Below are 21,049 nucleotides of genomic sequence, written 5' to 3'. Positions count from 1 at the left end.
GGTTCCTGACCGAGGCCACCGTCGCGCCGGGCGCGGACCTGCGGCTCGACGATGTGCTGACCGCCGCGCGCCGGCTCGCCGACGCTCGCGACGACGTGGCCGCCTTCGCCGACGAGTGCCGACAGGCGCTCACCACGGTGCTCCTGCACGACCGCGAGCACGACGCCGTGCTCGCCCGGCTGGCGAACGTCGAGGCCCGGGGGTCGGGCACGTACTACGAAGCGCTCGCGGCGTTCACCGACCACCCCGTCTATCCGACCGCGCGATGCCGCACCGGGCTCACCGAGTCGGACCTGCGGCGTCACGCACCCGAGTTCCACCCCACGTTCGCGCTGCACTGGGCGGCGGTGCCCCGCCATCGCGTCGTCGCGTCGGGCGAACGGCCCGCCTGGTGGCCGAGCCCGGCCGACGTGGGCCTGCCGTCCCACCCGGACACCGATCTTCTCCCCCTCCACCCCCTCACCCCTCTCCCCTGCCGTGATCTCGCGGTGGTCCGCGCGCCGAAGGCGTACCTCGAGGTCACGCCGACTCTGTCGATGCGCACCGTCGCGGTCGACGCGCGCACGCACCTGAAGCTGCCGCTCCCGACCAGCACCCTCGGCCTGCGCAACCGCCGCACGATCGTGCCCAGTACCCTCACCGACGGCGCGCTCGTGCAGCGCATCCTGCGCGCGGTGTGCGACCGCGAACCCGATGCGCCGGTGCTGCTCGCCGACGAGCAGACCTACGGGCACGCGGGCGATCCGCTGCTCGGCTACCTCGTACGGCGGCTGCCGGAGCAGACCCGCGACGCGCACGTCGTGCCGGTCGCCGCGCTGTTGGCCAGGGCTCCCGAGGGCGGATACGTCATCGAGCGATGGGACGTGGCTGAGCTGTTCGACGGCTACCTACGCGCTCTCTTCGGCTGGAACGTCGCTCTGTTCACCCGGTACGGCATCGCGCTGGAGGCGCACCAGCAGAACGTCTCGCTCGTCATCGGCGACGACGCACGGAGTCCGCGATTGCTGATCAAGGACAACGACGGTGCGCTCATCGACCCCGGCACACTGACCGCCGCCCTCGGCGGCGGGCCGTACGACTTCATGGACGCGCGGATGACCACGCGCGATCCGGAGGCGCCGGCCCGCGTCTTCATCACGATCACCGTGCACCTGTGCGCGGGCGCGGTGGCGTTCGGCCTGGCCGAACGCGGGCTGCTGCCGCTCCGCACCGGCCTGGCGATGGTCAGGGAGCGGCTGGGCGAGGCACTCGACCGGCACGACACCGCTCGCACGGCCGGTCGTTCCCCGGCCGGCGTCCCGGCCGGTTCCCTGGCACGCCTCCTGCGCCGCCGCACGCTCGAGGCCGAGCGGTTGCCCACCAAGGCGATGGTCACCGCCGGGACGCTGGTCGACAAGGCCCGCACCGGCGCCCGTGACGTCAACAAGCACTACGGACCCCCAGCACCCAACTACCTACGGGACGACACGTGCTCCTGACCCGCCCTGTTCTCACCGCCGACGACGCGACGGGCATCGCGCTGCTCAACTGCCTGGTACGCGAGGTCTGCGTGCCCGAACACCAGGTGCGCCAGGCCGGCCGGCACCTGGTCCTGCGGCTGCCGCGGGTCGACGTGGTGCTGCGCGCCCGGCTGCGCCGCACGCCGTGCGGCCCGACCTTTCCGCTCGCGGCCCCGATCGAGGAACAGCGCGGCACCGAATGGCTCGCGGTCGGCTGGCGGCGCCTTGCCGATCTTGCCGCCGGGGAGCTCGAGCTCGCCACCGGCCAGGCCAATCCCGAGTTCGCCGAACAGGTCGCGGCCGGCCACACCGCCATGGCGGCGCTCATCGAGGCCCGCGAGCGCACCCGGGATCACAGCGGGGACCACGGCGTGGAGAGCGACCGGTTCGTCGAGTCCGAACAGGCCCTCGTGGCAGGTCACCGGTTCCACCCGGCGCCCAAGGCCCGGCAGGGCGCCCCCGCCGACTGGCTTCCGTACGCGCCCGAGGCGCGCGCCCGCTTCCGGCTCCGGTGGCTCGCCGTGCGCGCCGACCTGGTCGCCGAGGAGGGCGACCTCGGCCCGCTGGAGCTGCTGGGGCCGCCCGCGCCGCGCGGCTACCGGACCCTGCCCGTACACCCGTGGCAGTTCTCCCTGCTGGCGGAGCGGCCGGTGCTGGCGGCCGCGCTCGCCGGCGGTGGCGTCCTCGATCTCGGCATCGTGGGCCCCGAGGCGGCCCCGACGTCGTCGGTCCGCACCGCCTACCTGCCGGACGCGGATCTGTTCTGCAAGTTCAGCCTCGACGTGCGCATCACCAACTGCGTCCGCAAGAACGCGTGGTACGAACTGACCGGCGCGGTCGCGCTCAGCCGGCTGCTGCGCCCGGTGTTCGCCTCGCTGGGCGCGGCCTTCGACGGATGCGCGCTGCTCACCGAGCCGGCCTATCGCACCGTCACGCTCGCCGACCGCCGGCTGCACGAGGGGCTCGGCGTCATCGTCCGCTCCGGCGTACGGGGGCACGCCGGCACGCCGCTGCTCGCCGCCGCCCTCGCCGATCCGTACGGAAACAGCCCGGCCTCGCTCACCCGGATGCTCGCGGGCGCCCCGCCCGAGGAGGCGCTGGCCTGGTGGGACGGCTATGTGCGGCTGGTCGCGCCCCCCGTCCTGCACGCCTTCCTGGCGTACGGGGTCGTGCTCGAACCCCATCTGCAGAACGTGCTCGTCGCGGTCGACGCGGCCGACCGGCCGGTCCAGGCGATCTTCCGGGATCTGGAGGGCACCAAGCTCGTCGCCACCTGCGACGCGCACCGGGACCTGGCCGAACTGCCTCCCCGCGTACGCGAGTCGCTCACCTACGAGGCCGGGCACGGCTGGAACCGGGTGGTCTACTGCCTGATCGTCAACCATCTGGCCGAGCTGGCGGCGGCGATCGCCGATCTGCATCCCGGTGCGGAGCCCGAGCTGTGGCGGTTGGTCCACCGCCGCATCGAACGCTACGCGCGTGGGCACGCGGAGGACATCGGCCCCGAGGGGGCCGCGCGGCTGCGGGCGCTGCTGGCCGGGGTGCCGCTGCCGGCAAAGGCCAACCTGCGGACCCGCTGGGAGCGCACCGCCGACCGCCGTGCGAGCTACGTCGGGGTTCCGAGCCCGTTCGGAGCGCGATGATGGAGCCGCCGAGCGCGGTCCGCGCCCGCGTGCTCGGGCTGGAACGGTTCCCCGCGTACCTGTACGACCTCGCCGGCCTGAGCGAGCACGCCGCCGCGATCCGCGGCGCACTGCCCGCCGCGCAGATCTTCTACGCGGCCAAGGCCAACCCAGACCCGCGGGTACTCGCGGCGCTGGAGCCGTACGTCGACGGAATCGAGGTCTCGTCCGGGGGTGAGCTCGCCCATGTGGCGCGGACGCTGCCCGGCGCGCGACTGGCCCTCGGCGGCCCCGGCAAGACCGACGAGGAGCTGGAACTCGCGCTGAGGCTCGGCGTCGACCGGATCCACGTGGAGAGCCCCCGCGAGCTGGAGCGAATCGCCGCGATCGGCCGGCGGCTGGGCCGCGAGCCGGACGTGCTGCTGCGCGCCAACCTCGACGTCACGGTCGCCGGGGCGGCGCTCACGATGAACGGCCCGTTCGGCATGGACGACGCCGCCATCGGTAGGTGCCTGGAACTGCTGCCCCGCATGCCGTGGGTCCGGCTGCGCGGTGTGCACGCCCACCTGGCGTCCGGGCTGGCCGCGCCGGCCCTGCTGGAGCTGGCCGGGCGGATCCTCGGCTGGGCGGCCGAGCACCTCGACGCCGCCGAGGTCAATCTGGGCGGCGGGATGGCGGTCGACTACCGCGCTCCCGCTGAACGCTTCGACTGGGCGGCGTACGGCGCCGGGCTCACGCGGCTGGCGTCCGGCGGGCCGGCGCTGCGCGTGGAGCCGGGCAGGGCGGTGACGGCCTATCACGGCTGGTACGTCACCGACGTGCTGGAGGTCAAGCGCACTCGCGGTGAGGCGTTCGCGGTGCTGCGCGGCGGCACCCATCATCTGCGCACCCCCGTCGCCAAGGGCCACGATCAGCCGTTCGCCGTGCTCTCGCGCTGGAGCTCCAACGGACCGGACCGCGAACAGGACGGTGACCCGGACGGCGTGACGGACGGCGAACCGCAACGCCCGCCGGAAACGGCGACCCTGGTCGGGCAGCTGTGCACGCCGAAGGACGTGTTCGCCCGCGACGTGCCAATGGGCGACCTGCGCGCCGGCGACATCGTGGCCTTCGGGATGGCCGGCGCGTACGCCTGGAACATCTCGCACCACGACTTTCTGATGCACCCCGAGCCGGACTTCCACTACCTGGCCGGCTGAGGCTCAGGCCGCCGCTCCCCCCGTAGGCCGTCCCGCGAGCGCCGTCTCAGCGGGTGTTCTTGGCCGCCAGGCAGATGCGGGCCAGGTCGTTCAGGGCGTCCGCGCGCCGCTCGTCGAGCGTCCTGGTGTCACCCTGGCCCGCAGGCGCCGCCAGCGTGTCGAGCACCAGCCTGAACACCGGCCAGTCGGCCGCGCCGATCGACCCCTCGAAGTCGAGGTCTCCGGCGGCGACCTCGTCGAAGTCGATGCTGCGGGCGAACGACGCGAAGGCCGCCTCGGCGGCGACCACACCGATGCGCATGGCGAGCACGGAAGGCGGCGTGTCGGATGACGCTGCGTCGGCGGTAGGCGTGTCTGTGGAGGGCGGCCGGGCGGAGGGCGTCGCGGGGGATGGAGTCTCGATAGAACCCATGTTCGAAGTCTACGCAGTGACCCCGACACCGTGTTCGAGTTCCGCCGGTTCTTCCCCATCTCCCCCGTGATCATGCACTTGTTCGCTGTCGCGTGCCCTCGGGTGGGCGGGGGCTGCGCGATTAACTGCATGATCACGGCGGGAGAGACCGGGGGCGAGGTCTTCAGGAGGCTATGGCCGCCAGGTAGGCCTGGGCCTGGGTGAAGCACAGCTCGCCGTCGGCCATGACCGGCCGCATCCCGGTCACCGCTCCACCGTCCAGCTCGGCCTTCAGCTCGGCGCGGACTCGGGCCGCGGCGTCCTCGGGCGTGTGCGACTGCGCCAGCCAGGCGTCGACCGGCCGTACGACCTCGAAGGCCGTAGAGCGCTTGACCTCGGCGCCGACCTCGGTGAGCAGCTCGGTCATCTGCTGGACGGTGAGCAACGAGGCGTGCGAGGGGTCGCGGAGCCGTTCGTGCCGGTCGGGGTCGCCCGGAGCGTCCGTCCGTACCAGATCGGCGATGATCAGGCTCGCGCCGGACCGGCTCACCCGCACCATCTCGCGCAGCGCGACGAGCGGCTTCTCGAAGTGGTGCAGGGAGAACCGGGTGATCACCAGGGTGAAGGAGCGGTCGAGGAAGGGCAGCTCACCGGCGTCGCCCCGCGCGAAGGTGACGTTGGTGACCCCCTCGCGATCGGCCTCGCGCTTGCCCTGTTCGAGCATGGCGGGCGTGGCGTCGAGCGCGGTGACGTGGCGTACCCGCCGGCTCAGCGCACGCGCCACGAGTCCGGTGCCGCACGCGACCTCCAGACAGACGTCGCCGGTGTCGAGTTCCGGTTCGACGAACTTCACCAGTCCAGTCAAGCGGCCGGTAAAGACCTGGTTCAACTGGGGATCGGCGAACGTCCTCGCCTGCTTGGTGAACTCCCTGAGGATCTTCTCGTGGTGCGTCACCGTCACGTTCGCCTCCCGGGCCGGATGCTGACCGACTCCGCCCTCTCACGAGCGCGGCCAAGGCCGAGCGCCGACCGGCCGGGGTCTTCCAGCACCTTCATCGTCGTTCCAGGGATCATCCCCGGAAAGCATGTCCGTGGCCAGAGGGCAGTAGGTCATTTCACCGGGATTGTGTCAAGGAGCACAGTCAGCCCTTCGAGGTCGAGCAGATCCGCCGGCCGTACGGTCACGTTGGCCGCGACGTAGTGGAACGCGGCGCTGACCTGCTCGACCGGAACGTCCGCGAGCCGTGCCCAGGCGAGCCGATAGGCCGCGAGCTGCACGGACGCCGCGCGGGCCTCGTTGCCGGACGGCGGCGACCCGGTCTTCCAGTCGACGACCTCGTACCCGTCGTCGGTGCGGAAGACCGCGTCCATCCGGCCTCGGATCAACCGGTCCCCGATCACCGTCTCGAACGCCACTTCGACGTCGAGCGGCTCGCGTGAGGCCCATGCCGACTCCTCGAACCTGGCCCGCAGCACGGCGAAATCACCGTCGTCGGCCGCCCCCTCGTCGGCGGCGCCAGGAAGGTCGTCCGGGCCGAGCAGTCGCTGCTGGCCCCATCGCGACTCGAGCCAGCGGTGGAAGGCGGTGCCGCGCCGCGCGTAGGGCGCCGGCCGGCGCGGCATGGGGCGGCGGATCTGGCGGGCCAGCGCTTCAGGGTCGCGCGCCAGCGACACGAGCGAGCTCACCGACAGCTGGACGGGCAGAGTCACCTGCAAGCCGTCGCCGCCGCGCCCGCGATCGCGCTCGGCCAGCAGCAGCTCCACGTCGCGCGCCCAGGCCGACATGCGGCCGCGGTCGGGGACCCCGAGGCCCTCGTCGCCCGCCCACGTCGGCGTACGGCCGGTCATCGCGGCGTCGACCATCCCGGCGCCCTCGACGATCGCCGCGTGCCGGTCTCCGGCCGGCGGCCTCGGCCAGGCGGCGGTGTCGGGCTCGGCTAGCAGCGGGTTGACGGCTCCCTCGGCCGGCGGATCCGTCCACACCGGCACCGGGCCGGCTCCGGCCAGGCAGGTCTCCTTGATCTCCTCGAGGAAGGGCGACGGCCCGAGCGGCCGGCTCGCCGCCCCCCACCAGTAGCCGGTGGCGATCAGCAGGTAGGAGGCGCGGGTCACGGCCACGTAGGCGAGCCGCCGCTCCTCGCGCATATCGCGTTCGGAGCACGCCTCGTCGAACGCCGAGAGGTCGCCCTTGTCCAGTCCGGTCAGCTTGGGCAGGTCGGCCCGGTCGCCACGGAGCGGGAACGGCAGCAGCCGTGGATTGTCGGTCCACTTGGTGGCGCTGCGCGGCGGTGACGGAAAGATCGACCCCTTGGCGGGGCCACCGCTGCGCTGCGGGGTGTACGACAGGCCCGGCACCACGACCACCGGCCATTCCAGGCCCTTGGCGGCGTGCACGGTCAGCAGCTTCACACTGTTGGTCTCGCCGACCCGGCCCGCCTCCAGGCCGAACTCCTCCGTCTCGGCGGCCAGCAGGTAGGCCAGGAACGCTCCGAGCGTGGGGTCCTCGGCGTCACCGGCGAAGCGGGCGGCGGCGTCGATGAAGGCGTCGAGGTCCGCTCGCGCGGTCACCGGGTCGAGCCCGGAACGGGCCGCCACCTCGATGTCCAGCCCGAGGACCCGCTCTGCCTCGGTGACCAGGTCGGGCAGCGGCAGGCCGACCTGGCCGCGCAGGGTCCGCAGCTCGTCGCGGAGCCGCCGCAGCCGGCGCAGTCCCTCCTGCGTGTAGTGCTCGGGGGGGCCGAGGTCGTCGAGCGCGTCGACCAGGCTGCCGGTCTCCTCGCTCAGCTCATTGACCAGCTGGCGCAGCGGATCCGCGGCGTCGCGCTCGGGCTCTCGCGGCTGCGCGCCGCGTTCGCCATGTCCGCCGCGTTCGCCATGTTCGCCCTCGCCCTCCGCCCGGTCCTCGCGCGTGACGTCCCGCGCCACCTCCCGTGCCAGCTCACGGGCCCGCCGGCCGAGAGCCACCAGGTCACGCGGGCCGATCCGCCACCGTGGTCCGGTGAGCAGCCGGGCCAGTGAGGCACCGGCCGTCGGGTCGTGCATCACCTTGAGCGTGGCGACGACGTCCTGCACCTCCGGCACGGTGAGCAGCCCGCCGAGCCCGACCACCTCGACCGGGATGCCCCTGGCCTCGAGGGCCCGGCGGATGAGCGGGAACTGCGAGCGTTTACGGGCGAGTACGGCCACGTCGGAGAACCGCAGGCCCTCGGCCCGGTCCTCCGCCCAGGGCTCCCCGTCGGGAGCCGTCTCGGGCGACAGGGCCTGCAGGTGGGCGATGCGGGCGGCGACCCGCTCGGCCTCGTCCTCGGCGGTCTCGAGCAGCGCGCACTCGACCCGCCCTCGCTCCCGCCGGGACGGCCCGGACAGCAGCCGTGGCACGACCTGGGCGTCCGCCCGCAACTCCTCCTGCACCCGCGCGGCGACGTCGAGCACCCGGTCCCCGTTGCGGAAACTGACCGAGAGCCGCTCCACCGGCGCGGGCACCACCGTCTGGTGACCAGGCCCCGGCGCCTGGGCGCGCGCCATCGGCGCCTGGTCCTGGCGCAGCGGGAAGTCGTGGGTGAAGCGGAGCAGGTTGCCCGCGCTGGCGCCGCGCCAGCCGTAGATGGACTGGCAGGGGTCGCCCACCGCCGTGACGGGATGCCCGCCCTGCCCGTGCACCGGCCCGAACAGCGACCGCAGGAGCACGAGCTGGGCGTGGCTGGTGTCCTGGTACTCGTCCAGGAGCACGACGGAGTAGCGCGAGCGCTCGATCAGCCCGACCTCGGGATGCCGGTGGGCGATCCGGGCGGCCAGCGCCATCTGGTCCCCGTAGTCGATCACCTCGCGCCGGCTCTTGGCCCGCGCGTACGCCTCGATGAGCGGCAGCAGCTGCTCGCGTACGGCGTGCTTGGCGATGATCGTCTTCTGCGGTTTCAGCGGCTTCTTCACCGCGGCGAGGCGCTCGTCCAGCCACGCCCCGACCTTGCGCACGTCGTCGCCGGTGCGCAGATGTTCCGACAGGTCGCCGGACAGCTCCATCACGGCCTTGGTGACCGTGTCGGGCGCCCAGTCGATCCGGTCCATCGGGCCGCCGTAGGAGTCCACCACGCGCGAGGCGATCTGCCAGGCCACAGCCGGGCTGATCAGCCGCATCGTCGGTTCGAGCGCCTCGCGCAGCGCGTGGTCACCGAAGATGCGGGCGGCGTAGGCGTGGTAGGTCGACACGGTGGGCTCGCCGTCGAGCACCTCCGGCGCGACCAGGTCGTCATGCTCACGGAGCTGCTCGAGCCGCCTGCGCACCCTGGCGGCCAGCTCGGCGGCCGCCTTCCTGGTGAAGGTCAGCCCGAGGACCCGCTCGGGCCGTACGAGCCCGTTGGCGACCAGCCACACCACGCGCGAGGCCATCGTCTCGCTCTTGCCCGACCCGGCACCGGCGACCACGGCCATCGGCGCCAGCGGCGACTGGATGACGGTGGCCTGTTCGACGGTCGGCTCGGGCAGCCCGAGCCGCTGCGCCAGCTCACGTGGCGAGATCAAGACGTGCTCACTCGCCGACCTGCCCGCCTTCGTCATGGACGGGGCAGCAGGAACGGACCGGGCAGGTGCGGCAGCCGTCATTGGCGCGCGCCTCGAACACCGGGCTGGCCATCCCCGTGGCGACCACCTCGACCAGCTTCTTGGGCCAGTCCGGATCGTCGTCCTCCGCCGGCGGGGGCTGGTTCTGCTCCCGTGCCTTCGCGGTCAGCGACGCCTTGCCGACCTGGACCAGCTTGGCGCCGCCCGGCTCGATCAGCCCGTGCCGCTCGAAGGCGCCGAGCATGACGGCGTACTGGTAGACGCCGAGCTGCGGGTGCCGGGCCAGGTCGTCCTCGGGCACCTTCTGGGACGAGGTCTTGATGTCGACGATGACCGCGCGGCCGTGGTCGTCGCGCTCGGCCCGGTCGATCCGGCCCTTGATGACGACGCGGCCGAGGTCGACCTTGAACGACTCCTCCAGCGCGACGACCTCGTTGGGGTTGTCCCGGTGCCAGGTGAGGAACTTGTCCACCATCGTCGTGGCGGACTCGCGCTGCTTGTCGGAGTACCAGCCGCTGCGGAAGTCGAGGTCCTGCCAGATCTCGTCCAGCCGCTTGGCGATGTGCAGTTCGTTCACGCCGTCGTCGGCGCCGACCATCTCGGCCACCGCGTGGATGACCTTGCCCATGGTGCTGTACTCGCCAGGGGCGCCCTCCTGCGCGCCCACCGCCGAGGCCAGCAGCCACCGCAGCCCGCAGGTCGTGAACGTCTCGACCTGCGACGGCGAGATCGAGATCTGCTCGTCGTCGGCGAACGCCGGCCCGGCGTCCGAGGGCTCGGTGATGGCGTACCAGAGTTCCGGCCGCGCCCCACGCACGCCGGCACGGGCCAGCCGGGCGAGGTGGCCGGCGGCGGCCCGGCGCAGCGGCTCGGGCCGGGACCGGTCGGCCACCACCGAGCGCAGGTCGGCGACGAGGGCCGACAGCGACAGCCAGCGGGTCTTCTCGTCGAGCTGGGCCTCCTCGATCGCGCCCGGCATGAGATCGCCCAGGAAGCGGGAGGGGCGCTCCTCGGAGTCGGCGCCCCCGACCGCCGTGACCACCATCCGCTTGCGCGCCCGGGTGACGGCGACATAGAAGAGCCTCCGCTCCTCGTCCAGCAGCTTGGCGGCGACCGAGGCCCCCGCGACCTCGTCCACCGCCAGGTCGTTGCCTGCGGCGACCTCGATCAGCTCCTCGATGCCGAGCAGTGATCCGCGCAGCCGCAGGTCCGGCCACACGCCCTCCTGTACACCCGCGACCACCACGACGTCCCACTCCAGGCCCTTGGCGCGGTGCGCGGTGAGGATCCGTACGGCCTCGCCCTCGGGAGCCTGCTCGGCGAGCGAGTCACCGGGGATCTCCTGCGAGGCGAGGTCGTCGACGAACAGCTCCGGCCCCGCCTTGGGCAGCCGGTCGACGAACCGGGCGGCGTGGTCGAACAGCGCCACGACGGCGTCGAGGTCGCGATCGGCCGCCGCTCCGCGCGCTCCCCCCTTGACGCTCTGCTCCAGCAGAGTGTCGGCGAGCCCGCACTCCTGCCACACCGCCCACAGCACGTCCTCGGCCGTCGCGCCCTGGCGGGCCTCGTCCCGTACGGTCGTGATCAGGTTGGCGATCCGCTCGGCCGGGGCGCGCACCTTGGGGTGGACGAGGAGCAGCTCGCGCGGGTCGTTCAGCGCCGCCACGAGCAGCTCGCTCTGCGGGCGCTCGCCGCCGGACAGCGTCTCGAGATCGCGCAGCGCCCGCTTGAGCCTGCGCATGCCGAGCGCGTCCGCGCCGCCGAGCGGCCCGGTGAGCAGGTCCTCGGCCATCTCCTCGGTGAGGTGGTCGCGCTTCAGCGCGCAGCGCAGCAGCACGATGATCGGCCGGACGGCCGGTTCGGCGTAGAGCGGCACCTCGTCGCCCGCCACCACGACCGGCACCCCCGCCTGGCTCAGCGCCCGCCGTAGCACCGGCACCTGCCGCACCGCCGACCGTACGAGCACGGCCATCCGCGACCACGGCACCCCGTCGAGCAGATGGGCGCGGCGCAGCTCGTCGGCGACCAGGGCGGACTCTTGGCTCACGCTGTCGGCGACGAGGACCTGCACCTCACCCTCGTCGGCGCCGTCGACGCTGTGGAGCGCGCGATGCCGAGCGGCGAGCGGGCCCGCCGGAAGCCGCCGGGCGATGCGGCGCGATGCCTCGAGAACGGCCGGGCCCATCCGGCGGCAGGTCTGCAGCGCCACGACGGGCGCCTGCTCGCCCTCGACGGTGCGGAACCGGTCCGGGAAGTCGAGGATGCCCCGTACGTCCGCCCCGCGGAACCCGTAGATCGACTGATCAGGGTCGCCGACCACGACGAGGTCCCGGCCGTCGCCGGCGAGCCGCTGCAGGAGGTACTCCTGAGCGGGGTCGGTGTCCTGGTACTCGTCGACGAACACGATGTCGTAGGCGTCGCGCTCGCGGAGCAGCACCTCCTCGTCGGAGAGCAGCCCCGCCGCGGCCCGGATCAGTTCCGCGTAGTCGTAGGACGGCACCGGGTCGATGTCGAACCGGGCGGCGTAGCGGTCCATGAAGCGGCCGATCGACACCCAGTCGGGCCGGCCCCGCAACCGGCCGAGTTCGACCAGCTCGGCCGGGCCGAAGCCGCGTTCGGCGGCGCGCAGGTAGAAGTCCCTGAGCTCCTCGGCGAAGCCCTTCGTCGCCAGGGCGGGCCGCAGCCGCTCCGGCCACCCCGCGCCGCCGTCCTCGAGCTCTCCCGCCAGGAGCCGCCGCACTTCGAGCAGCTGCTCGGGGCCCGACAGCAGCCTGGGCGGGTGATCGTCGGCAAGTGCGGCGTCACGGCGCAGCAGGGCGTAGGCGTAGCTGTGGAAGGTCAGCGCGAGCGGGCTGCGGATGGTGCGATGCAACCGGCCGCTGATCCGCTGCCTCAGCTCGACGGCCGCCTTGCGGCTGAAGGTGAGCACCAGCACCCGCTCGGGATCCGCACCGCGGTTCTCGATCCGGTCCACCACCGCCTCGACGATCGTGGTCGTCTTGCCGGTGCCCGGCCCGGCGAGCACCAGCATCGGCCCTCGCTCGTGCGCGACCACACGCCGCTGGGGCGCGTCGAGCACGGGCGGCAGCGCTTGGGCGGGACCGGCGCGCCGCACGAGACGGTAGGAGGGCTCTGACACAACTGTTGATTCCAGCAGATGATCGGGACAGAACTGACCAAGGTGGCGGCATGTCGCGAATGTGCTCCAAGAAACGGCTGTGACATTGGCCCGCACAACGCGCCCGGCCCGGCCGTCCGCAGGCGGCCAAGGCACGTCGGCACCAGGCACGGGCGGCTCGCGTAATGTGCCCCGGTATGAGAAGGGCCGAGACCCCACAGGAGATCGCGCACACGCGCACCGTCAGAGCCGAAACCGTGCTGACCGGAAGAGTCGACCTGCGCGGGTACCCCCACCGGCACCTGGCGGTCGTGTCGCACAACACTCACGCCGCGGCTCTGATGGAGGCGATGGCCTCCGCGGAGCATCTCTCTCAATGGGGCTGGGAGCTCGTGAACATGTCGAACGTGGGCGGCACCACCACCATCATGTGCGCGGTCATGCGCCGGACGGGCTGACCGGCGGCCGGACGCGGGGAGGCCCTGCGCTAGAGGACGCCCGCCTGGTCGGGGACCACCTTGGGCAGCCGGCGCAGCCAGCCCGAGAGGTCGGCGGGCCACCACCGCCCAGCCCCCAGACGCGACAGCGCGTCGGCCACGGCGACGGCCGAGGCGTCGGCGGGCACCACCCGGCTCGGCGCGGCGCCGGCGAGCACGCCCAGCCACCAGTGCCGCCACGTGGGCGGCATGTCCTCGGGGTCCAGCACGATGTAATAGTCGGGCATCAGCACGCGCTCGGCGTTGAGCGCGCCGAGCGTGGCCTCGATCGCGACCTCGAGGCCGCCCGGCGGCACCGTCTCATCGAAGAAGCCCGCCCATGCCTCGCGCACGTCGGCGAGCGGGTCGGCATCGTGCACCACGTAGGTGGCCGACGTCCGCGACAGCGCCTCGGTCAGTTCAGCGGGCGTACGCTCCCCGGCCGTCAGGGCCCGTACGTTGTGCAGCGAGCCGAGACCGGAGACCACCTGGCCGGCCTGCTCGCCCGCCACCACGACCACTGTGCTGCTCACCCGCCGCATGGCTCGGATTCTAGGACGCCGCGCCGCCGCGAGTGCGGCCGGAGCCCGCGGGTAGGCCGCACAATGGTTCGAGGTTCAACGAGTCGGCACACGAGGCGGAGAAATGATCGATCTGGACGCCATCGAATCCGAGCGGGCACGCATCCGCGAGACCTACCTCCACGATGACCGGCCGGGCAGTTCGGCGCGTGGACTGCACCACATGGCGCTGCTGTCCTCGGACCTCGAGCGGACCGTGCGGTTCTATCAGGAGCTGCTGGAGTTCCCGCTGACCGAGATCTTCGAGAATCGCGACTACCAGGGCTCGAACCACTTCTTCTTCGACATCGGCAACGGCAACCTGCTCGCGTTCTTCGACTTCCCCGGTCTCGACCTCGGGCCGTACGCGGAGGTGCTCGGCGGGCTGCACCACATCGCGATCTCGGTGGAGCCGGAGACCTGGGAACGGCTTCGCGGCAAGCTGGACGCCGCCGGGGTGCCCTACCAGGTCGAGAGCGGCGCCTCCATCTACTTCCGCGACCCCGACGGCGCCCGGCTGGAGCTGCTGGCCGACCCGCTCGGCGAGATGTACGGCGACCGGGTGCTGTGACCGGTCCGCTTCGGTCACCTGCGGTCCCGCCGGCCAAGCAGGTGCTACCTGTCAGTTGATGATCTTGTAGGTGCCGTCCACGAGCCCGAGCACGAACCGGGTCTGTACGGTCTCTGCGGTCATGTGCCCGCTGCTCCAGCGCAGGTCCGAGAAGGCGATCGTGACGTTCCCGCCGCTCGCGGCGCTGCCGACGACCGACGTGGTGCGCATGGCCTGCACCTCCTGCGGGCGGTACCACTCGTCCACGTTCCAGGCGTCCTTGCGGCACATGTCCATCGACCCGTACGTGCGGGTGGCCCAGGACGCGGTGGCGTACTTGTCGCAGACCGACGCGTCGCCGTGGCCCATGCCCCGGATGAACGCCTGCAGGTTGGCCCTGGCCTTCGTGGTGGCACCGCTCTGCGCGCCCCCGCCCGTGGGTGGGCGTCGGCGCTGCGGCGGCCCCGTCGAAGCCGGGGCGCTCGGGGAGATGGCGCTGGAATGCGAGCCCGACTCGGTGGTCACAGCGCCCGGAGATCGCGGGGAGGCGCTGCCCGAGGGCGTGGGTGAGACGCCGCCCGATGGGCCGGAGGAGACGTCCGGCGCCGCGGCCGGCGGGCCGGCCGCCCGGGCGGAGTCACTGAGCGGGGCCGGATCGGTGCCGCCCTTGTCCGTCAGGACCAGCGCTGCCACCGCGACGGCGAGCACCGATACACCGGTGATCACTACGGCGCGCCAGCGGCCGGGCGCAGAGCGCCCCTTCGCGGGCGCGAGCCGCTCATGCCGGCCCCTGGCCCCCCGGCGCCGGGGAGTGGCGGGCCGAGAGGTGCTCGACGACGGTCCGGCCATCGTGCCCTGCGGCGGTTCCCGCCGGACCGGTGCGGCCGGCATCGGGGCGATGTACTCCAGCGGGGGAGGCCCGTCCTCCTCGGCCGGGGATTCGCCCTGAGCGAGTGACGCGCCAGAAGACGTCCGGGGTCGTGCCGGGACCGCGGCGGCCGGTTCCGGCGGCTGCGGCCGCGGGTTCGGGAGCCGGCCATCGCCCAGACCCGGACCGGTGCCTGGCGCCCCGCCCGCGTCCGGGGAACGGACCGCGTCCGGAGTACCGGCCATGCCGTCCTGCGCCACCGGCGCCGAGAGGACATAGTCCATGGGCGGCAGCATGGGAACGCCGGTGGTGCCCGGCATTTCCGGCGCCTCTGGTGTCTCGCTCTCCGACGTCTCGCCGATCTCCCGTGCCTCCGGCGTCTCCAAGCCGGAACCTGCAGGGTCCGGTCTCATCTGCCCGCCGACCACGCGATTCACCCGCCTCTGATCACACGAACCGCCCGGCCGCCGCCGGCCTTGGCTTCTCAGTGGGGGAGCTTAGGGCGACGGCTGTGCAATATGGGGCTAATAGGCACCATTTGGGCCTTTGGACCTAAGCCCGAGTCCCCCGCCTTCGACGTCATCTCGACCGACGCCGACTACTACCGCGGCTGACCGATATCGGCACCGGATCGATCGGCGGTCGGAGAAGGCTCAGCCGCCGTGGTGCGCGGCGTGGTCTTGCGGAACTCCCTGGCGGCGAGTTCGACGACGTGCTCGACCACGGCGATGCCGGCACCCGTGGTGGCGTGATGGTCGGACATGACGGCGATCAGCCAGTCGTGCCCGTCGGTCCGTACCCGCCCGATGCTGTTGATCGCCCAGAGCTTGCCGTGGGCGAGGCGCCGCTGCCAGCCGTTCTTCAGCGCGACCTGGTCGCCCTTGCGCGCGGCGGCGCTCACGCCCCACGCCTGCTCCTTGATGACCTTGCTCATCAACCCCAGGACGTACGCGCGGTTGCCGGCATTGAGCGGACCGCCGGTGCCGACCAGGTTGTTCAGCAGCCGGACCTGCTCATCGGCGGTCGTGTCCGTGATTCCCCAGCAGTACAGGTCCAGGCATTTGCCCCCGGACGTGCGGGTGTCGCGGAGCCCGAACCTCCGGTTGGCGGCGGTGACCGCGCCGGGCCCGCCGACCCGCTCCCACAGCCGGTCCGTCGCCTTGTTGTCGCTGTAGCGGATGGCCAGGTCGGCCAGCCGCCGGTCCTCGGCGCCGAGCGGCCGATACGGCGCGCGCTTCCCCTTCGAACCGCGCTGCCGCTGCAGGAGCAGCGTCATGAGGATGTCGACCTTGGCACAGCTGGCCGTGACGAACCGCCGGTCCGCGTGGTAGCGGTAGGTGATCCCGGTCGTGAGGTCGCGCATCACCAGCGAGACGGGCCGGCCGCCGACATAGCGGTCAAGCGCTCGCGTGAGCGCCTTGCGGTCGAGCTTGTGCGGCCGCGGCGGTCGCGCGGTCGGAGTGGGAGACGGCGACGGGCCCGGCGCGGTCGCCGAAACGACCGGAGACACGGCGGCCCGCTGGGGCGTCGCGTCCGCCACCCGTCCCAGGTCCGCACCACCGCAGAGGAGCAGTGGGGCCATGGTCATGGCGCAGGCGAACAGGGCGAGCCGACTCCGACGCACGCGGGCTCCTTCAAGGGTGAGGTCACGCGGCGGCATACCGTTGCCACGTCACGCCTTGGTGATATGCCACATAAGTCGGGAACATTACAAGAGGTTCAGCCCAGCGATCTGCGCTATGAGCCGTCCCAGCGGGCCCTGCGCATGTCGACGCGGTCACCGCCGGGGCGCAACGGCGTCCCCTCGGCCGCGTAGCGCTCCAGCGCCCGCCGCTCGTGACCCGGCAGCGGCCGCCCGTCCGCCCGGATCACCCGCCACCACGGAACGCCGCCGCCCTGCGTCGACATCACCCGGCCGACCTGCCGGGGGCCGCCCAGCCCGAGATACTCGGCGATGTCGCCGTAGGACATGACACGGCCGGGCGGGATGCGCTCCACGACATCGAGCACCAGCTCGGCGAACTCCTCAGGGTCGGGGGGCATCGCCTGACCACTGTTCCCATATCGGACGGTCCTGGGGCTGGTCCTGCCGGGCCGGCTGGTTCTCCTGAGCCGGCCGGTCATGTGCGCCCAGGTGATTCTGGTTCTCTGGGCCCGGGTGGCTCCGGTACTGCGGGCTCGAAGGGTTCTGCCGGTTCTGGTGGTCCGGGTACGGCGGGTACGCCGGTCCACCCAGCGGCAGCGGCTGCGGCGGCAGGAACGGCAGTGCGGGCGGCGCGGAGCGCCTGCGCCTGACCACCCAGAAACCGATGCCGATCAGACCCAGCATCCCCGCCCCACCGAGCCCGCCCCCGATCCCGAGCAGCGCGGCGTCGTGCCGCACCACCTGGACCGGGCCCGGGTCGGCCGCTCCGAACCTGCGGTCGGCGCCCAGGCCGAGGCCCTCGGTCTTCGCACCCGCGAGTTTCTGGGCGGCTTCGAGCGCGCCCGCGGCGTTGACCTCGCCGAATCCGACCCCGGAGTCATAGCCGCCGGACGGGCGGTGCTCGGTGCTCGCCACGATCGCCTGGGTGACCAGGGCGGGGGACAGTTTCGGGTACTTCGCCCTGATGAGTGCCGCGACCCCGGAGACGAACGCGGTGGCCGGGCTGGTCCCGTCACCCACCCAGTACTGATCCCCCGGGCCGGCGCCGACGATCCGTACGCCGGGCGCCGATACCACCACGGCGGAGTTGCGGTTGGAGAACCCCGCGTGCTTGTGATCGGCGGTCATGGCCGCGACGGCGATCACGCCGGGGAAGGACGCCGGGTAGGAGTATGGGGCGTGACCGGTACGGCGGGCCGTCTTGGAGGCGCCCGCGTTGCCGGCCGCGGCGACCACCACCACCCCGCGGGAGACGGCGTAGGCGACCGCCTGGCGCTCCTGCTTGGTCGGCAGGGCCTTGCCCAGCGACATGTTGATCACGTCGGCCCCGTGGTCGACCGCGTAGCGGATCCCGTCGGCGATCGTGTCGTTGAACCGCTCGCTGCTGTTGAAGAACACGAACCCCGGCTCGTCATTCTCCAGGATCACCCGCAGCGAGAGAATCTTGGACTCGGGCGCCACACCGATCATGCCGTCGAAGCGGCCCGGCCCGTGACCATGCCCGGCGATGATCGAGGCCATGTTGGTGCCGTGCAGCCGCTTGGGGGCCACACCGGGCGGGTTGGCGCCCTTGGTCAGATCGGGTCCCGTCGTCACCGAACCGGCCAGGTCGCGCTGCCGCGCGTCGACGCCCGAGTCGAGCACCGCCACGGTCACGCCCTTGCCCCTGGTGATGTTCCAGGCTCGCTGCACGTCGAGCGCCGACAACACCGGCCACATCTCGTCGCGGATCTCGTCCGCGTGTGCGTCCGCCACGATCACCTGCGGGCCGGCGAGGGCGGCTGCGGCCGCGAGCGCGATCAGCCGTGCACCCAGCCGTGCACCGCGCGACCCGCCGGGCAGGCTGCGGCGCCGCCCCCCGGGCACCCGCCTCCGCCTCAGCATGACCACGCCGAAGACGAGCAGTCGGGCCGAGCAGGTGCGGCGAGCGTTCCCAGAATCGACTCGGCAAGTTGCGGCACGACGACCTTGAGATAGCCCTGCTTCTGTTTGATCTTGGCCGCCGGTCGCCCGTCGGCATAGCCGATCGTGGCGATCACGACATAGGGGCCCCGGTGCCGGATCGCCGCCTCCTGCCGGGCGGCGTCGTCGAACCGGGAGGCGGCCGAGCCCGGCAGGGGGAGCGCCCGCAGCCCCGGGGCCGGCTTGTCCGCCGGAAGGCGGGGCACGGCGGCAGAGGCCTTCGCCACGTCGGGGAACGCCACGACGCCCACTGTGATCGCGAGACCCTGGAGCTGGTCCAGATAGGTCGCACGGACAACGGCGCGGCAGCCGTACGTGCGGAGCGTGGTGGCCAGTGCGGCGTCGACGGCGCCACTGCACGCCCTGTCGCGGCCGATGCCGACCCGCCGCGCCGACTCCTTCCCGCCCACGCTGAGCGTGTACGGAACGGTGTCGGGGAAGATCTTCCCGGCCGGCCACGCCTCCCAGCGTCGCGCGACCTCGGCGGTAGCCGCACGGTTGCGCTCCGCAACGGTGGGCGGACGGGTCAGCTCGCTCGTCAGCACCACCACCGCGACGACGAGAGCGACCAGGCAGACCGCCGTCAGCAAGCCGGCGATCACGAGAGCGCCCCGGCGGCGCCGGGGCTGTGGTTGCGAATAGGGCCATCCGCCCGCGACGTCGGCTTGGAACACGATTCGGCAGGGTAGCCCACCGAACGACCACTGACAGGTGGTAACGGCCCAGATCGGCCAATCATCGTGATGAGACCGATAGGTGTGACCCGGCGGCTACTGTACGCGCCGCCGCATCGGGCGCGGCCGCAACGGACGTCATCGGACGGGAAGGACGGGTGCGCGCCGGGGCCGGCGCACCGGCGCGAGGTACTAAAAGATCACGCAGCCAAGCGTGATCTTTTAGTCGTGAGGCGATTACCGCCCAAAGGCCTTCTTCACATTCTTGGCGGCGTCCTTGGCGTGCTCGCCGACCTGCTTGGCGCCCCCCGCCGCCCGGTCGCCGCGACCTTCGGCCTCGAGGTACGGATCCCGCGTCTGCCGGCCCGTCTCCTCCTTGGCACGCCCCTTGCCCATCTGTAGCCGATTCTTGAGCTTGTCCATGAAGCCCATGGCTGCCTCCATTCACTGATGCTTACCGACGCGGTGCCCGGTGAGACCGGATTCATGCAGTTCAGCGATGGATTCCTTCCGCCCTCGCCGGCGAGGGGCCGAACGACGTGGCCAGGCCCATTCGCGAGGGCTCGCACGGGCGCTCACATCGCGGGGCTCACACGGCGCTCGCACGGGAATCGCGGCGGGAATGCGACGCGACGTCGGTAGGTTGAGGCTGGACAGGACGAGGGTGTCCGACCACGACCGACCGACCGCAGGAGAACAACCGTGTCGCTGCCACCCCTGGTCGAGCCTGCACGAGAGCTCACCGTCGATGAGGTACGCCGTTACTCCCGGCACCTGATCATTCCGGATGTCGGGATGACCGGGCAGAAGCGCCTCAAGAACGCGAAGGTGCTGTGCGTGGGTGCCGGCGGCCTCGGCTCACCGGCCCTGATGTACCTCGCCGCGGCGGGTGTCGGCACGCTCGGCGTCATCGACTTCGACGTCGTCGACGAATCCAACCTGCAGCGCCAGATCATCCACGGCCAGTCGGACGTGGGCCGGGCCAAGGCCGAGTCGGCGGCCGCCTCGATCGCCGAGATCAACCCGCTGGTCGAGGTCGTCGTCCACAACGAGGCGCTGACGAACGACAACGTCATGGAGATCTTCGGCCGCTACGACCTCATCGTCGACGGCACCGACAACTTCGCGACCCGCTACATGGTGAACGACGCCGCGGTGCTGCTCGGCAAGCCGTACGTGTGGGGGTCGATCTACCGCTTCGACGGCCAGGCGTCGGTCTTCTGGGCCGAGCACGGGCCGTGCTACCGCTGCCTCTACCCCGAGCCCCCGCCCCCCGGCATGGTGCCCTCGTGCGCCGAGGGCGGCGTTCTCGGCGTGCTGTGCGCCTCGATCGGCTCGATCCAGGTCAACGAGGCGATCAAACTGCTCACCGGCATCGGCGACCCGCTGGTCGGACGCCTCATGATCTACGACGCCCTCGAGATGAGCTACCGCGCCGTCAAGGTCCGGAAGGACCCGGAGTGCCCGCTCTGCGGCAAGAACCCGACGATCACCGAGCTCCTCGAGGACTACGAGGCGTTCTGCGGCGCGGTGTCCGAGGAGGCCTCCGAGGCGGTCAAGGACTCCACGATCGGCGTTCGTGACCTCAAGGCCATGCAGGACCGCGGCGACGACATCTTCCTGATCGACGTCCGCGAGCCGAACGAGTACGAGATCGTCTCCATCCCCGGAGCGACGCTCATCCCCAAGGGCGAGATCCTCGACGGCTCCGCCCTCGAGCGGCTGCCCCAGGACAAGAAGATCGTCCTGCACTGCAAGTCGGGAGTCCGCTCGGCCGAGTGCCTTGCCGTCGTCAAGAGCGCGGGCTTCTCCGACGCCGTGCATGTCGGCGGCGGAGTGCTCGCCTGGGTCAACCAGATCGAACCCTCGCTGCCGTCGTACTGACGCCGCGGGCGCGGCCGGCACGCCTCTCCTGGTTCGGCGGCATG

At 72.2% G+C, this 21,049-nt stretch carries 17 protein-coding genes; 6 read left to right on the top strand and 11 right to left on the bottom strand.

All coding sequences use genetic code 11. The annotated features are described in order from the left end of the window. The 3 genes from HKK72_RS18120 to HKK72_RS18110 form a co-directional block, all read left to right on the top strand. Positions 1 to 1,478: IucA/IucC family protein (locus HKK72_RS18120; protein ID WP_187235559.1), on the top strand; the 1,478-nt coding region annotated here is incomplete at its 5' end. Beyond that, on the top strand, positions 1,469 to 3,142 hold the full coding sequence (locus HKK72_RS18115; protein WP_187235558.1) for an IucA/IucC family protein: 1,674 nt from the start codon (positions 1,469 to 1,471) through the stop codon (positions 3,140 to 3,142). The genes HKK72_RS18120 and HKK72_RS18115, both read left to right, overlap by 10 nt. After that, complete coding sequence (locus tag HKK72_RS18110) at positions 3,139 to 4,320, top strand: alanine racemase (RefSeq protein WP_187235557.1); 1,182 nt, start codon at positions 3,139 to 3,141, stop codon at positions 4,318 to 4,320. The genes HKK72_RS18115 and HKK72_RS18110 overlap by 4 nt, the downstream gene beginning before the upstream one ends. Before the next feature lie 46 nt (positions 4,321 to 4,366). Here the strand turns inward: HKK72_RS18110 and HKK72_RS18105 are convergent, their stop codons facing one another. The 4 genes from HKK72_RS18105 to HKK72_RS18090 form a co-directional block, all read right to left on the bottom strand. Further along, positions 4,367 to 4,621, bottom strand: a complete 255-nt coding sequence (locus HKK72_RS18105) for a 13E12 repeat family protein (RefSeq protein WP_261986937.1) — start codon at positions 4,619 to 4,621, stop codon at positions 4,367 to 4,369. A 274-nt stretch (positions 4,622 to 4,895) separates the two neighbouring features. Beyond that, positions 4,896 to 5,672 carry a class I SAM-dependent methyltransferase gene (locus HKK72_RS18100; RefSeq protein WP_187235555.1) on the bottom strand — a complete coding sequence of 259 codons (777 nt, stop codon included), beginning with the start codon at positions 5,670 to 5,672 and terminating at the stop codon, positions 4,896 to 4,898. Positions 5,673 to 5,821: 149 nt separating this feature from the next. Then, complete coding sequence (locus HKK72_RS18095; RefSeq protein ID WP_187235554.1) at positions 5,822 to 9,265, bottom strand: ATP-dependent helicase; 3,444 nt, start codon at positions 9,263 to 9,265, stop codon at positions 5,822 to 5,824. Further along, positions 9,237 to 12,407 (bottom strand): ATP-dependent DNA helicase, encoded by a 3,171-nt coding sequence (locus HKK72_RS18090; protein WP_315987316.1) that lies wholly within the window; start codon positions 12,405 to 12,407, stop codon positions 9,237 to 9,239. Before HKK72_RS18090 ends, HKK72_RS18095 begins: the two co-directional genes overlap by 29 nt. A 176-nt stretch (positions 12,408 to 12,583) precedes the next feature. On the opposite strand from HKK72_RS18090, the gene HKK72_RS18085 reads away from it, so the two are divergent. Then, positions 12,584 to 12,844, top strand: a complete 261-nt coding sequence (locus tag HKK72_RS18085) for a hypothetical protein (RefSeq protein ID WP_222720850.1) — start codon at positions 12,584 to 12,586, stop codon at positions 12,842 to 12,844. 29 nt (positions 12,845 to 12,873) lie between these two features. Here HKK72_RS18085 and HKK72_RS18080 read toward each other — a convergent pair whose 3' ends face one another. Further along, positions 12,874 to 13,404, bottom strand: coding sequence for a hypothetical protein (locus tag HKK72_RS18080; protein WP_187235552.1), 531 nt, complete (start codon positions 13,402 to 13,404; stop codon positions 12,874 to 12,876). A 103-nt stretch (positions 13,405 to 13,507) separates the two neighbouring features. Here HKK72_RS18080 and HKK72_RS18075 point away from each other — a divergent pair, with 103 nt between their 5' ends. Next, positions 13,508 to 13,993: a VOC family protein gene (locus HKK72_RS18075; protein WP_187235551.1), complete on the top strand. Its 486-nt coding sequence runs from the start codon at positions 13,508 to 13,510 to the stop codon at positions 13,991 to 13,993. A gap of 51 nt (positions 13,994 to 14,044) precedes the next feature. On the opposite strand, the gene HKK72_RS18070 is transcribed toward HKK72_RS18075, so the two are convergent. From HKK72_RS18070 to HKK72_RS18045, 6 genes are all read right to left on the bottom strand, one after another. Continuing rightward, positions 14,045 to 15,226: a hypothetical protein gene (locus HKK72_RS18070; protein WP_187235550.1), complete on the bottom strand. Its 1,182-nt coding sequence runs from the start codon at positions 15,224 to 15,226 to the stop codon at positions 14,045 to 14,047. A 215-nt stretch (positions 15,227 to 15,441) separates the two neighbouring features. Next, entirely contained in the window at positions 15,442 to 16,464 is a 1,023-nt protein-coding gene (locus tag HKK72_RS18065; protein WP_187235549.1) for a serine hydrolase, read from the bottom strand. Between the two features lie 113 nt (positions 16,465 to 16,577). Further along, entirely contained in the window at positions 16,578 to 16,883 is a 306-nt protein-coding gene (locus HKK72_RS18060; protein WP_187235548.1) for an MGMT family protein, read from the bottom strand. Then, a complete protein-coding gene (locus HKK72_RS18055) occupies positions 16,867 to 18,369 on the bottom strand; it encodes a S8 family serine peptidase (protein ID WP_261986936.1) in 1,503 nt (500 codons plus the stop codon). The genes HKK72_RS18060 and HKK72_RS18055 overlap by 17 nt, the downstream gene beginning before the upstream one ends. Then, positions 18,363 to 19,121, bottom strand: a complete 759-nt coding sequence (locus tag HKK72_RS18050) for a hypothetical protein (RefSeq protein WP_222720849.1) — start codon at positions 19,119 to 19,121, stop codon at positions 18,363 to 18,365. Before HKK72_RS18050 ends, HKK72_RS18055 begins: the two co-directional genes overlap by 7 nt. Before the next feature lie 237 nt (positions 19,122 to 19,358). Next, positions 19,359 to 19,565, bottom strand: a complete 207-nt coding sequence (locus tag HKK72_RS18045; RefSeq protein WP_261986935.1) for a CsbD family protein — start codon at positions 19,563 to 19,565, stop codon at positions 19,359 to 19,361. A gap of 258 nt (positions 19,566 to 19,823) precedes the next feature. Here HKK72_RS18045 and moeZ point away from each other — a divergent pair, with 258 nt between their 5' ends. Then, positions 19,824 to 21,005 carry an adenylyltransferase/sulfurtransferase MoeZ gene (gene moeZ, locus HKK72_RS18040; RefSeq protein WP_187235547.1) on the top strand — a complete coding sequence of 394 codons (1,182 nt, stop codon included), beginning with the start codon at positions 19,824 to 19,826 and terminating at the stop codon, positions 21,003 to 21,005. Positions 21,006 to 21,049: the final 44 nt, after the last annotated feature.

Origin of the sequence: Actinomadura sp. HBU206391 (genome assembly GCF_014323665.1) — a bacterium.
Taxonomy (GTDB): domain Bacteria; phylum Actinomycetota; class Actinomycetes; order Streptosporangiales; family Streptosporangiaceae; genus Actinomadura_C.
This window is presented reverse-complemented; position numbering and strand designations above follow the sequence as displayed.

What these genes read in the sequence shown, in the direction of transcription:
- HKK72_RS18110 (WP_187235557.1), top strand. Translation starts at nt 3,139, where the DNA reads ATGATGGAGCCGCCGAGCGCGGTCCGCGCCCGCGTGCTCGGGCTGGAA.
- HKK72_RS18105 (WP_261986937.1), bottom strand. Translation starts at nt 4,621, where the DNA reads ATGCGCATCGGTGTGGTCGCCGCCGAGGCGGCCTTCGCGTCGTTCGCC.
- HKK72_RS18095 (WP_187235554.1), bottom strand. Translation starts at nt 9,265, where the DNA reads ATGACGAAGGCGGGCAGGTCGGCGAGTGAGCACGTCTTGATCTCGCCA.
- HKK72_RS18085 (WP_222720850.1), top strand. Translation starts at nt 12,584, where the DNA reads ATGAGAAGGGCCGAGACCCCACAGGAGATCGCGCACACGCGCACCGTC.
- HKK72_RS18080 (WP_187235552.1), bottom strand. Translation starts at nt 13,404, where the DNA reads ATGCGGCGGGTGAGCAGCACAGTGGTCGTGGTGGCGGGCGAGCAGGCC.
- HKK72_RS18075 (WP_187235551.1), top strand. Translation starts at nt 13,508, where the DNA reads ATGATCGATCTGGACGCCATCGAATCCGAGCGGGCACGCATCCGCGAG.
- HKK72_RS18060 (WP_187235548.1), bottom strand. Translation starts at nt 16,883, where the DNA reads ATGCCCCCCGACCCTGAGGAGTTCGCCGAGCTGGTGCTCGATGTCGTG.
- HKK72_RS18055 (WP_261986936.1), bottom strand. Translation starts at nt 18,369, where the DNA reads ATGCTGAGGCGGAGGCGGGTGCCCGGGGGGCGGCGCCGCAGCCTGCCC.
- HKK72_RS18045 (WP_261986935.1), bottom strand. Translation starts at nt 19,565, where the DNA reads ATGGAGGCAGCCATGGGCTTCATGGACAAGCTCAAGAATCGGCTACAG.